Source organism: Pseudomonas sp. H26/SER47-MNA-CIBAN-0231, from assembly GCF_040310465.1.
Taxonomy (GTDB): Bacteria; Pseudomonadota; Gammaproteobacteria; order Pseudomonadales; family Pseudomonadaceae; genus Aquipseudomonas; species Aquipseudomonas atacamensis.
The window spans coordinates 184,962-196,901 of the sequence record NZ_JBEOPW010000010.1; the positions used below are offsets into that span (position 1 = coordinate 184,962).

The 11,940-nt window shown below is 59.3% G+C and carries 11 protein-coding genes; 6 read left to right on the forward strand and 5 right to left on the reverse strand.

All coding sequences use genetic code 11. The features are described from left to right. Positions 1-281: 281 nt before the first annotated feature. Genes katB through radA form a run of 3 tightly spaced genes read left to right on the forward strand, consistent with a single transcriptional unit; the run spans position 282 to position 3,841 of the window. Positions 282-1,823: a catalase KatB gene (gene katB / locus AAEZ10_RS17210; protein ID WP_282385206.1), complete on the forward strand. Its 1,542-nt coding sequence runs from the start codon at positions 282-284 to the stop codon at positions 1,821-1,823. Positions 1,824-1,880: 57 nt separating this feature from the next. Next, the gene (locus tag AAEZ10_RS17215) at positions 1,881-2,426 is read left to right on the forward strand and encodes an ankyrin repeat domain-containing protein (RefSeq protein ID WP_076564177.1); all 546 of its coding nucleotides are present in this window, start codon (positions 1,881-1,883) and stop codon (positions 2,424-2,426) included. A gap of 47 nt (positions 2,427-2,473) precedes the next feature. Next, complete coding sequence (gene radA, locus AAEZ10_RS17220; RefSeq protein ID WP_024014403.1) at positions 2,474-3,841, forward strand: DNA repair protein RadA; 1,368 nt, start codon at positions 2,474-2,476, stop codon at positions 3,839-3,841. 188 nt (positions 3,842-4,029) lie between these two features. Here radA and AAEZ10_RS17225 read toward each other — a convergent pair whose 3' ends face one another. Beyond that, on the reverse strand, positions 4,030-4,398 hold the full coding sequence (locus tag AAEZ10_RS17225) for a PilZ domain-containing protein (protein WP_071173654.1): 369 nt from the start codon (positions 4,396-4,398) through the stop codon (positions 4,030-4,032). Positions 4,399-4,557: 159 nt separating this feature from the next. On the opposite strand from AAEZ10_RS17225, the gene AAEZ10_RS17230 reads away from it, so the two are divergent. The 3 genes from AAEZ10_RS17230 (at position 4,558) to yjiA (ending at position 7,961) form a co-directional block, all read left to right on the forward strand. After that, positions 4,558-6,624 carry a carbon starvation CstA family protein gene (locus AAEZ10_RS17230; RefSeq protein WP_016773099.1) on the forward strand — a complete coding sequence of 689 codons (2,067 nt, stop codon included), beginning with the start codon at positions 4,558-4,560 and terminating at the stop codon, positions 6,622-6,624. A 15-nt stretch (positions 6,625-6,639) separates the two neighbouring features. Continuing rightward, a complete protein-coding gene (locus AAEZ10_RS17235; protein WP_003228401.1) occupies positions 6,640-6,837 on the forward strand; it encodes a YbdD/YjiX family protein in 198 nt (65 codons plus the stop codon). Between the two features lie 152 nt (positions 6,838-6,989). Beyond that, the gene (gene yjiA, locus AAEZ10_RS17240; protein WP_016773100.1) at positions 6,990-7,961 is read left to right on the forward strand and encodes a GTPase; all 972 of its coding nucleotides are present in this window, start codon (positions 6,990-6,992) and stop codon (positions 7,959-7,961) included. Positions 7,962-8,077: 116 nt separating this feature from the next. Here yjiA and AAEZ10_RS17245 read toward each other — a convergent pair whose 3' ends face one another. From AAEZ10_RS17245 to AAEZ10_RS17260, 4 genes are all read right to left on the reverse strand, one after another. Further along, a complete protein-coding gene (locus AAEZ10_RS17245; RefSeq protein WP_350570222.1) occupies positions 8,078-8,782 on the reverse strand; it encodes a GntR family transcriptional regulator in 705 nt (234 codons plus the stop codon). A gap of 18 nt (positions 8,783-8,800) precedes the next feature. Beyond that, on the reverse strand, positions 8,801-9,505 hold the full coding sequence (locus AAEZ10_RS17250; RefSeq protein ID WP_258710554.1) for a FadR/GntR family transcriptional regulator: 705 nt from the start codon (positions 9,503-9,505) through the stop codon (positions 8,801-8,803). Positions 9,506-9,554: 49 nt separating this feature from the next. Beyond that, a complete protein-coding gene (locus AAEZ10_RS17255) occupies positions 9,555-10,868 on the reverse strand; it encodes a C4-dicarboxylate transporter DctA (RefSeq protein WP_064364099.1) in 1,314 nt (437 codons plus the stop codon). A gap of 242 nt (positions 10,869-11,110) precedes the next feature. Next, positions 11,111-11,674: a hypothetical protein gene (locus AAEZ10_RS17260; protein ID WP_241149629.1), complete on the reverse strand. Its 564-nt coding sequence runs from the start codon at positions 11,672-11,674 to the stop codon at positions 11,111-11,113. Between the last annotated feature and the right edge of the window lie 266 nt (positions 11,675-11,940).

Below are 11,940 nucleotides of genomic sequence, written 5' to 3' on the forward strand. Positions count from 1 at the left end.
ATTTCCTTGTTACAGATGAGTTTGGTGTAGGCAGTGTAAATCAGCGAAACGCCTCCTGCGCGAAACACCTTCTTACAATGCCCGTTTTTATCGACACATCAATTAACGATTAGTTTGCAAATTGCCAGCAATCGCGCGCGGAATACGCGCTAACCCGCTGACGGGAAAGCCAATTTCTTCAATCATGGTGTTACGTTCTTTCTATTTATGTTCCTCGGCGGGGGCCTCTAGCCTTGCTGTGGCGCACCTGGATGCGCTCAATAAAACCAGAGGAACCTGATATGACTTCCGCTCTTGGACTGGGGGCTTTTCCCCATCGCCGCACCCTCGGCGTTCTCACCGCCAGCCTGCTGACCTTCTCGGTCAACGCCGCTCCGCTGACCCGCGATAACGGCGCTGCGGTGGGTGACAATCAGAACTCGCAAACTGCCGGCGCCACCGGCCCGGTGCTGCTGCAGGACGTGCAACTGATCCAGAAGCTGCAACGCTTCGACCGTGAACGCATCCCCGAGCGCGTGGTACATGCACGCGGCACGGGCGCCCACGGCACCTTCACCGTGACCGATGACCTCAGCGACCTGAGCAAGGCCAAGGTGTTCGCCGCAGGCCAGAGCACGCCGGTATTCGTGCGTTTCTCGGCGGTGGTGCATGGCAACCATTCCCCGGAAACCCTGCGTGACCCGCGTGGTTTCGCCACCAAGTTCTACACCGCTGACGGTAATTGGGATCTGGTCGGCAACAATTTCCCGACCTTCTTCATCCGCGATGCGATCAAATTCCCGGACATGGTGCACGCCTTCAAGCCCGATCCGCGCACCAACCTCGACGACGATTCGCGCCGGTTCGACTTCTTCTCCCATGTACCGGAAGCCACCCGCACACTGACCGAGTTGTATTCCAACTACGGCACTCCGGCCAGTTATCGGGAAATGGATGGCAATGGTGTTCATGCCTATAAGCTGATCAATGCCAGGAATGAAGTTCACTACGTTAAGTTTCACTGGAAGAGTCTGCAAGGCATCAAGAACCTTACGCCAAAACAAGTTAGCGAAGTTCAAGGTCGGGATTACAGTCATATGACCAACGACTTGGTGAGTAATATCAACAAGGGCAACTTTCCGAAGTGGGACTTGTACGTGCAAGTTCTCAAGCCACAGGATTTGTCCAAGTTTGATTTCGATCCGCTTGATGCAACCAAGATCTGGCCGGGTATTGCCGAGCGCAAAGTTGGACAAATGGTCTTGAACCGTAATCCGGCCAATGTCTTCCAGGAAACTGAACAAGTTGCCATGGCACCGGCCAACGTAGTTCCGGGTATCGAGCCTTCGGAAGATCGTTTGTTGCAGGGCCGAGTGTTCTCTTACGCCGATACGCAGATGTATCGCCTCGGTGCCAACGCTTTGCAATTGCCGATCAACGCTCCGAAAACCGCAGTGAACAATGGCAATCAGGATGGCGCGATGAATTTTGGCGCCAGCCAGTCCGGCGTCAACTACCAGCCAAGCCGCCTGCAACCGCGTGAAGAAACGCCAGCGGCGCGTTACAGCCAGTCGGCGCTGGCGGGCAGCACGCAACAGGCGAAGATCCAGCGTGAGCAGAACTTCAAGCAGGCCGGTGATCTGTATCGCTCGTACAGCAAGCAGGAACGTCGCGACCTGATCGACAGCTTCGGCGGCTCGCTGGCCACCACCGATGACGAGAGCAAGCACATCATCCTGTCCTTCCTGTACAAGGCTGACCCCGAGTACGGCAGCGGTGTGACCGAAGTGGCCAAGGGCGACCTCAGCCGTGTGAAAGCACTGGCGGCCAAACTGACCGACTGATAGCGATGCGGCGCACGCGAGGGCTGTCCCGCCTCGCGTGCGCTCAAGGAGAGCCCGATGCGTATTTTTCTTTTATGCCTGGCCGGGTGCCTGTCGTTCAGCGCGTGGGCGGCACCGGTCGAGCAAAGCCCCGAGGCAATCAAGGCGCAGTTGCAGGATTACTACTTCGACGCCGCCCGCCGTGGCGACGTGCCAATGCTCGAGACCTTTATCGAGTCCGGCTATTCCCTCGATACCCGCGACAGCAAGGGTTACACCGCGCTGATTCTGGCCGCCTACCACGGTCAGGCGCCGGCGGTTGAGCGACTGTTGGCAGCGGGCGCGGACGCCTGTGCTCAGGATCAACGCGGCAACACGGCGCTGATGGGCGCGATTTTCAAAGGCGAGTTGCAGATCGCCCGGCGCCTGATGGCCACCGATTGCAGCCCCGACCAACGTAACGGCGCCGGACAGACAGCGGCGATGTACGCCGGGCTGTTCAAGCGTCTGGAATTGCTTGATGCGTTGAAAGCCAAGGGCGCCGACCTCAATGCCGAGGATCCGCTGGGTAACAGTGCCGCGCGTCTGGCCAGCGGCGAAATCCGTACCGCTGCGCCGCGCTGATCGGCGGTGGCTGCGTTATCATCGCGTCTTTTGTTCCGGGGGTTCTGATGGCCAAGGCCAAGCGCATGTACGGCTGCACCGAGTGCGGCGCAACCTTTCCCAAGTGGGCCGGGCAGTGCGGCGAGTGCGGTGCCTGGAACACCCTGACCGAAACCATGATCGAAAGCGGCGGCGCCACGGCACCCACCGGGCGCACCGGTTGGGCTGGCCAGCAGGCGCAGATCAAGACGCTCGCCGAAGTCAGCATCGAAGAGATTCCACGTTTTTCCACCGCGTCCGGTGAGCTTGATCGCGTACTCGGCGGCGGGCTGGTCGATGGCTCGGTGGTGCTGATTGGCGGTGATCCGGGGATCGGCAAGTCGACAATCCTGCTCCAGACCCTGTGCAATCTGGCCAAGAGCATGCCAGCGCTGTACGTCACCGGTGAGGAATCCCAGCAGCAGGTGGCGATGCGCGCTCGCCGTCTCGGCCTGCCGCAGGATCAACTGCGGGTGATGACCGAAACCTGCATCGAAACCATCATTGCCACCGCCCGCCAGGAAAAGCCCAAGGTGATGGTGATCGACTCGATCCAGACCATTTTCACCGAACAACTGCAATCGGCCCCGGGCGGCGTGTCGCAGGTGCGTGAAAGTGCGGCGTTGCTGGTGCGCTACGCCAAACAGAGCGGCACGGCGATCTTCCTCGTCGGCCACGTCACTAAAGAAGGTGCGCTGGCCGGTCCACGTGTTCTGGAACACATGGTCGACACGGTGCTGTATTTCGAAGGTGAATCCGATGGTCGACTGCGTCTGCTGCGGGCGGTGAAGAACCGTTTCGGCGCGGTCAACGAATTGGGCGTGTTCGGCATGACCGACAAGGGCCTGAAAGAAGTCTCCAACCCATCGGCGATTTTTCTTACCCGCGCTCAGGAAGAAGTCCCGGGCAGTGTGGTCATGGCGACGTGGGAAGGCACCCGACCGATGCTGGTCGAAGTGCAGGCGCTGGTCGATGACAGCCATCTGGCCAACCCGCGTCGGGTGACGCTGGGGCTGGATCAGAACCGATTGGCGATGTTGCTCGCGGTGCTTCACCGCCACGGCGGGATTCCGACCCACGATCAGGACGTGTTCCTCAACGTGGTAGGCGGCGTGAAGGTGCTGGAGACGGCGTCGGATCTGGCGTTGATGGCGGCGGTGATGTCGAGTTTGCGCAACCGGCCGCTGCCCCATGACCTGCTGGTGTTCGGCGAAGTCGGCCTGTCTGGCGAAGTGCGCCCGGTGCCGAGCGGGCAGGAGCGGTTGAAGGAAGCGGCCAAGCACGGCTTCAAACGCGCGATCGTGCCGAAGGGTAATGCTCCGAAGGAATCGCCTCCCGGCTTGCAGATCATCGCCGTGAGCCGCCTTGAACAAGCACTTGACGCACTGTTTGAGTGAACGCCGAACCTCTGTGGTGAGGGGATTTATCCCCGTTGGGGCGCGTAGCGGCCCTGAAAAAACGGGTCTGCTGCGCAGCCCAACGGGGATAAATCCCCTCGCCACATCAATCCCCTCGCCACATAAGTCCCTTCACCACATAGATCCCCCTCACCACAGGGCATTCCAATTCGGGGTTGGGGGTGGCGCTAGATCTCGATCAGCGCACCCAGTTCGCGCTCCAGCTCGGCCTCATCCGCCAGATTCAGTTCGATCAAGCGGCGCAGGCGCTGGATCGATTCCAGGCTGATGTGCCGGCAGATGAACCCCAAGTGGCCGTTTTCCTCATGGGCCAGATGCACGTCCATCTCGATATCGACGTCTTCGCTCAGATGAATGTCGACGAAGAAGTCCTGCTCTTTATCCCCGAGCCACGGCTCCGGTCGCTCGATCAGCAGGCCCTTGAGCGACAGGTCGATCAACTTGACCGGCCAGATGTACTCGCCCTGTTTCAGCTCGGTTCTGGCATCGAACGCAATACGTTTGAAACGACGTCGATTGGCGGGGTGCTCGCTCATGGCGCAATCCTCATGAAGGTTCGCTGACTATAGACCGCGAATGCGGGCGCCAGCCAATCGCTCAAGCGTCTAGACCTATGTCGGGGTATGGCCTTTGGCGCCGTAAGCGCTAAACTCGGGGTGGCTGTCTTTCTTGTCCACCCTGGCTGGAATAATAAAATGAAAAATAATAATAGCCTGCTGCGCCACTTACCCTGGCTCGTGCTGGCAATCGTAGGAGCGTGCGCCCTTGGCGTAGTGGCATTGCGCCGCGGCGAGGCGATCAACGCCTTGTGGATTGTGGTCGCTGCCGTGGCCATTTATCTGGTTGCGTACCGTTACTACAGTCTGTTCATCGCCAACAACGTGATGCAACTGGATCCGCGTCGGGCCACCCCCGCCGTGCTCAACAACGATGGTCTGGACTATGTGCCGACCAACAAACACATTCTTTTCGGTCACCACTTCGCGGCCATCGCTGGCGCGGGGCCACTGGTCGGTCCGGTGCTGGCGGCGCAGATGGGGTATCTGCCCGGCACACTCTGGCTGATTGCCGGTGTGGTGCTGGCGGGCGCGGTGCAGGACTTCATGGTCCTGTTCATGTCGACCCGACGCAACGGCCGTTCCCTGGGCGATATGGTGCGTGAAGAAATGGGCCGGATTCCCGGAACCATTGCACTGTTCGGCTGCTTCCTGATCATGATCATCATCCTCGCGGTGCTGGCGCTGATCGTGGTCAAGGCCCTCGCCGAGAGCCCGTGGGGCATCTTCACCGTGATGGCGACTATCCCGATCGCGATGTTCATGGGCATCTACATGCGCTACATCCGCCCGGGCCGCATTGGCGAAATCTCCGTGGTCGGTGTGTTGCTGCTGCTCGGTTCGATCTGGCTGGGCGGGCAGATCGCTGCCGATCCGGTATGGGCCAAAGCCTTTACCTTCACCGGTGTGCAGATTACCTGGATGCTGGTCGGCTATGGTTTCGTCGCTGCATCGCTGCCGGTCTGGCTGATTCTCGCGCCACGCGACTACCTGTCGACCTTCCTCAAGATCGGCACCATCGTCGCCCTGGCGATCGGCATCCTGATCACCATGCCCGAGCTGAAAATGCCGGCGTTGACCCAGTTCGTCGACGGCACCGGGCCGGTGTGGAAGGGCGGTCTGTTCCCGTTCCTGTTCATCACCATCGCCTGCGGCGCGGTATCGGGTTTCCACGCGCTGATCTCGTCGGGCACCACGCCGAAGCTTTTGGATAACGAAACCAACGCCCGCTACATCGGTTACGGCGGCATGCTGATGGAATCGTTCGTGGCGATCATGGCCATGGTTGCCGCTTCGGTGATCGAGCCGGGCGTGTACTTCGCCATGAACAGCCCGGCCGCAGTCGTCGGCAGTGACGTCGCTTCGGTGGCGCAGGTTGTCACCAGTTGGGGCTTTGCGATCACACCGGAAGCGCTGCAAGCGGTTGCCCATGACATCGGCGAAACCACCATTCTGGCTCGCGCCGGTGGCGCGCCGACTCTGGCGGTCGGTATCGCGCAGATCCTGCACAGTGTCCTGCCGGGTGAAAACACCATGGCGTTCTGGTACCACTTCGCGATCCTGTTCGAAGCGCTGTTCATCCTCACCGCTGTCGACGCCGGTACCCGTGCCGGGCGCTTCATGCTGCAGGATCTGCTCGGCTCCTTCGTACCGGCGCTCAAACGCACCGAGTCGTGGGGCGCCAACCTGATCGCCACCGCCGGTTGTGTGGCGATGTGGGGCTGGTTGCTGTATCAGGGCGTGATCGATCCACTGGGCGGCATCAACACCCTGTGGCCATTGTTCGGCATCTCCAACCAGATGCTCGCCGGTATCGCGCTGATGCTCGGCACCGTGGTCCTGATCAAGATGAAGCGCCAGCGCTACATCTGGGTCACCCTGTTGCCGGCCACCTGGCTGTTGATCTGCACCACTACTGCTGGCTTCATCAAGCTGTTCGACGCCAACCCGGCGATCGGCTTCCTGTCCCTGGCCAAGAAGTACAGCGATGCGCTGGCCAACGGTCAGGTGCTGGCGCCGGCGAAAAGCGTCGAGCAGATGCAGCACGTGATCTTCAACGCCTACACCAACGCCACACTCACTGCGCTGTTCCTGTTCGTGGTGTTCAGCATCCTGTTCTATGCGCTCAAGGTCGGCATCGCCGCCTGGGGCAAAAAAGAGCGTACGGATAAAGAATCGCCATTCCAGGCCCTGCCGGATGCGTAACCAGAGGATTGCAGCATGTTCAATGACCTGAGTCGCCTCGGTAAATACCTCGGTCAGGCCGCGCGCCTGATGGTCGGCATGCCCGACTACGACACCTACGTCGAGCATATGCAAACCAAACACCCGGACAAACCGGTGATGAGCTACGAGATGTTCTTCCGCGAACGTCAGGAAGCCCGTTACGGTGGCAAGGGTGGGCCGAAGTGCTGTTGAGCTGACAGCATCAGGTTGAGGTAATCCCCTGTGGGAGCGAGCCTGCTCGCGAATATGGAGTGTCAGTTGATGAATGATTTGACTGACACACCGCTTTCGCGAGCAGGCTCGCTCCCACATTTGTTTTTGTGTTCTTTTCAGGAGATCGGGTTTTGTCTTCTCCCATTCCGGTAACGGTCCTCAGCGGTTTCCTCGGCGCCGGCAAGACCACCTTGCTGCGTCATTTATTGAAAGCCGAGCACGGCCTGAAAATCGCCGTGATCGAAAACGAATTCAGCGACGCCGGCATCGACACTCAGTTGCTGGGTGACGAGCCGGTGCAGGTCATGACCCTGGCCAACGGCTGCGTCTGCTGCACCATTCACACCGATCTGACCAAGGCGCTGTACTTGCTGCTCGAGCGCCTGGACAGCGGCGAGATCGCCTTCGATCGTCTGGTGATCGAGTGCACCGGTCTCGCCGATCCGGCGCCGGTGGCGCAGACCTTTTTCATCGATGAAGAGCTGCGCGAGCGTTATCTGCTCGACGGCATCATCACCCTGGTCGACGCCGCTCACGCCGACGTGCACCTGACCCAGACCATTGCCCAGGCGCAGATCGGTTTCGCCGATCGCTTGCTGGTGAGCAAAACCGATCTGGTCGATGAACCGACGTTCACTGCGCTGAGCGAGCGCCTTACGCGAATCAACCGCCGCGCGCCGATCCGCGTGGTCGAGCATGGCAATATCGATCTGGCTGAATTGCTGGATGTGCGTGGTTTCAACCTCAATGCTGACCTGGGCGGCGGTCTGAGCCTGCGTCCGGTGAGCAAGGCACCGTCGATCGATCGCATCTCCAGTCTGGTGCTGCGCACCGATCAGGCGCTGGATATCGATCAGCTCAGCGAATTCATGAACGAGCTGCTGGAAGAGCACGGCAAGCAATTGCTGCGCTACAAAGGCGTGCTGAATATTGCCGGGGAAGATCGGCGCCTGGTGTTTCAGGGTGTGCTGAAACTCTATGGTTTCGACTGGGACACCGAATGGGCCGAGGGCGAGACGCGCGAGAGTGTGATCGTGTTTATCGCCGATGACTTGCCGGAAGAGAAGATTCGGGCGGGGTTTGCCAGGGTTGCTTCTGCCTGATGGATCTTGGTTGTCAGTGATGGCGTCTTCGCGAGCAAGCTCGCTCCCACAGGGGACCGTATTCCGTCCAGAGAAATGCGGTCAACTGTGGGAGCGAGCTTGCTCGCGAAGGCGGTCTAACCGACAGCACAATGCTCAAGGTCTGGACCGAGCAGTTTCTGCTCAAGATGATCCAGATGCCGATTCATCAACATGCCGGCCTTGGAAACATCACCTCGCCCCACTTCTTCAACCAACGCCAAATGCTCCTGCCATGCGCAACAGCTTTGCGTCGAACACTGACTCCGCGCAATCGCCAACGACGTCAGCGGCACCAGACTGCGCAGAAAATGCGCCAACGGCAGATTTCCCGCCATCCGTGCCAACTGCAAATGAAACTCCCCCGACAACCGAATCGCCGCCCCGCGCCGATCCTGCTCGATGGCGCGCTTCTCGCGCTCTATCAACGTGCGCAAGCATTTCAAATCGTCTGGCTGCGGACGCTGACACGCCAATCGCACCAAGGTGTTCTCGGCCAGCCGTCGCGCATGCAAGGTCTGCCGGATCAGCTCCCGATCAGGCGCGGCCACTCGTGGTCGATGATTGGCGCGCAATACCACGATCTGCTCGTGGGACAACTGCGTCAGCACCCGTCGTACATCGGCGCGGCCGGCGCTGAACATCGCCTGCAGAGTGTCCTCGGTGAACCGGCTGTCTTCATCGATACGCTGCTCGAGAATCGCGTCGAACACTCGCGGATACAGATCTTCCGTCGGCGTGCCCAGACGAGAGACGGGCAGGGCGGTCGATTGCGCGTGGGACGCTGAAGCGAAACTGTTCATGGCCGTTCTCCTGGCAAATCAGGTGGGCAAGTTGTCGTCCGGAATATTCAGCTCAACGCCCATGCGCTGGCCTTCGCGCAGAATGTGCCGACGCATTTCGGCGCTGGCCTGAGCGCTGTTCTTGCTGCGGATCGCGCGGACTACGGCTTCGTTTTCTTCCAGACGTTCGGCCAGATGTTCCGGGGAATTGCGCAACACTTCAGCGCTTTGCTTGAGGGCGTTGCTGGTCTGCTGTACCACGCTCTGGAAAATCGGGTTCGAGGTCAGCGTGAACAGTTCCTCATGGAAGGCGATGTAGGCGCTGACCCCGGCTTCGCTGTCACCGGCCTCAAGGGCTTCGCGCATGTCCATCAGGGTCAGGCGCAATTGGCCGACTTCCTTGCTGCTGATCGATTGCGCGACCAGCCCGACGATGAACGGCTCAAGGGTGTAGCGCAGTTGCAGCACATCTTCCAGGCTGGCGCCGGCGACTGCGCTGTCGTGGCTCTGGCTGTCGCTGTGTTGTGCGTCGAGCACGACCACGCCTTTGCCCGGCATCGAGCGCACCAAGCCGAGGGTTTCGAGGACGATCACCGCTTCGCGCAGGCTCGGCCGGCTGATGCCCAGCTGTTCGGCCAGTTCGCGCTGGCCCGGCAGCATGTCGCCGGAGCGCCACTGGCCTCGGGCCAACGCGGCGCGGAGTTTTTCCACCACTGAATTGACGACGGTTGAAGTTGTAATCACGTATTGGCTCCCTGCGCCGTGCCTGCATATTGGCAGGCACGGCACTCATTCAGAATTCTTTGGCCGCCGCCTGAGCGACGGTTTTTCGCGGTTGAAAGTTATAGCCCTGTTCGCCGTTGAGCACCTTGTTCGCGCGCTGTACATCGATGTCCTTTTCCCAGCGGGCGATGGCCACGGTGGCGACGCAGTTGCCGATCAGATTGGTCAGCGCGCGGCCGATGCCCATGAACCAGTCCACGGCCAACACCAGCACCAGACCGACTACGGGAATCGCCGGGATCGCCGTCAGCGTCGCGGCGAGAATCACCAGCGCCGAACCGGGAATGCCGTGGGCGCCTTTGGAGGTGATCAGCGACACCAGCAGGATGGTCAGCAAGTCGGTCATCGCCAGTGGCGTGCCGGTAGCGTTGGCGATGAACACGATGGCCAGGGTCAGGTAGATCGAGAAACCGTCGAGGTTGAACGAGTACCCGGTCGGAATCACCAGACCGACCGTCGAGCTGCCGATGCCGAGGTGTTCGAGCTTGCGCATGATCTGCGGCAGCACGGCGTCGGAAGAGGCGGTGCCCATGACGATCAGCAGTTCTTCCCGCAGGTACTTGAGCAGCGGCCACATGCGCAGACCGGAAACGCGCATCACCAGACCGAGGATCAGCGCGACGAAGGCGACGCAGGTCAGGTAGAACAGGCCGACCAGACTGCCCAGGTGCTGCAACGAATCCAGGCCGTATTTGCTGGTGGTGAAGGCGATGGCACCGAACACGCCGATCGGCGCCAGACGGACGATCATGCCCATGATGCGGAAGATCACATGGCTGAGTTCGTTGATCAGTCGCGAAATCCCGGAAGCGGCTTCGCCGACCAGATTCAGTGCACTGCCGAACAGCACCGAAAACAGCAGCACTTGCAGAATATTGTTGTCAGCGAAGGCACCGATCACCGAGGTCGGGATCAGGTCCATCAGAAATTGCGTGGTGGTGTGCATGTGCTGGCTGCGCTCGGCGAGGTCGCCCATGTCGGCGCTGGAGAGCTGCTCCAGATGAATGTTCGCGCCGCTGCCAATGCCGGTGCTGAAGGCGAACACCAGACCGATCACCAGAGCGATGGTGGTCAGCACTTCGAAATAGATCACCGACTTGAGGCCGATGCGCCCGACCTTCTTCAGATCGCCCGCGCCGCTGATGCCGCTGACCACCACGCAGAACACGATCAGGCCAATGAGCATCTTGATCAGTTTGATGAAGCCATCGCCGAGCGGTTTCAGCTGGGCGGAGTATTCAGGAAGGGTCAGCCCGCAGACGATGCCGAGCATCAGTCCGAGAACCACTTGAAGGAAGATTGAGCGCGAGCACCATCTGAGCATGGGAGGAATCCTGGGTCGGTGTCCTGGCTGCCGTACGCGTGGCGCAGCGGATTCAGGACTTAATTATTGTGGTCTTACCGGTATGTCCAGTGCAGGCGCAGTCTAGGCGCAGGTTTTCCCGGATCGCAAGGGAAAATTAGAAAATTGGCATGACCGGTCTTACCAGTTGTCTGGATGGCCCGGTCTTGAGCATTTGAGAAAAAAATCGGCGGCTGTGCCTTTTTTTCTGGGCGGGGTGTGAGTCACGTTTTGATGACTGGTACATGTCTTTCGACGATGCTCAGGATGAAAGTGATCTTTGAACGTTCTTCGGTTTTGCCCAGATAGACGTAAGGCAGACTTGTGATTTTTATACCGCCCAAATAGGCATGATTTTTCAGTTTGAGAGAAACAGCTGTATGTACGCCCGTTAAGTTGTCCAGCGTTATAGCGGTGCCGCTACGGTCGACAAGAATAAACGTGGTCAAGTTGTCAGTGTCTGGCTTGACGGCCTCGACGGTGTCCAGCCAGTGATTGCTGATTACCTGATTGAAGTAGTTGCCCTGGTTTTTCACGGTGAGGATGTAGCCGTCAGGGGTATGACCGAAATGCAGCTTCAGCGGTTTTATCCGGCCGCTCTGCTCGTTGCTCCGGATGCCGAGCAGGTGGGACTGATCCCGTGTTTGCGGGCGTCCGGTATAGAAACCGCCGCTGAACAGATTGATGGTAGCCATCGCCGGTTTGCCGTACAGCTGTTCAAGAAAGCCAACCCTGTGGTCGAACATTCTCAGTGTTGCGATGAAAGATTTTTCGATATTGCTCGTCATGATGAAATCCATTTATCAAGTCGGGTTTCAGACTAAGCGGTTTTCATTTCTGGCGGTTTGCATGTGTGTTGCAAGAGTTTGGTTTTAACGAAGAGATGAACAATCCTGCTGGACGGGATTAGCAGGTTGCTGCTTTATTCGGGTGGTATTTTTTTATTGAATTCATGGCAATAAAAAACCGGCCATCGTCAGACTGTGTGAAAACCTAGCAATCTGCGCAGCGCTCAAAGAAAATGCTCCGTATCGAAAGATACGGAGCATTTTTC

What these genes read in the sequence shown, in the direction of transcription:
- katB (WP_282385206.1), top strand. Translation starts at nt 282, where the DNA reads ATGACTTCCGCTCTTGGACTGGGGGCTTTTCCCCATCGCCGCACCCTC.
- AAEZ10_RS17215 (WP_076564177.1), top strand. Translation starts at nt 1,881, where the DNA reads ATGCGTATTTTTCTTTTATGCCTGGCCGGGTGCCTGTCGTTCAGCGCG.
- radA (WP_024014403.1), top strand. Translation starts at nt 2,474, where the DNA reads ATGGCCAAGGCCAAGCGCATGTACGGCTGCACCGAGTGCGGCGCAACC.
- AAEZ10_RS17225 (WP_071173654.1), bottom strand. Translation starts at nt 4,398, where the DNA reads ATGAGCGAGCACCCCGCCAATCGACGTCGTTTCAAACGTATTGCGTTC.
- AAEZ10_RS17230 (WP_016773099.1), top strand. Translation starts at nt 4,558, where the DNA reads ATGAAAAATAATAATAGCCTGCTGCGCCACTTACCCTGGCTCGTGCTG.
- AAEZ10_RS17235 (WP_003228401.1), top strand. Translation starts at nt 6,640, where the DNA reads ATGTTCAATGACCTGAGTCGCCTCGGTAAATACCTCGGTCAGGCCGCG.
- AAEZ10_RS17245 (WP_350570222.1), bottom strand. Translation starts at nt 8,782, where the DNA reads ATGAACAGTTTCGCTTCAGCGTCCCACGCGCAATCGACCGCCCTGCCC.
- AAEZ10_RS17255 (WP_064364099.1), bottom strand. Translation starts at nt 10,868, where the DNA reads ATGCTCAGATGGTGCTCGCGCTCAATCTTCCTTCAAGTGGTTCTCGGA.
- AAEZ10_RS17260 (WP_241149629.1), bottom strand. Translation starts at nt 11,674, where the DNA reads ATGACGAGCAATATCGAAAAATCTTTCATCGCAACACTGAGAATGTTC.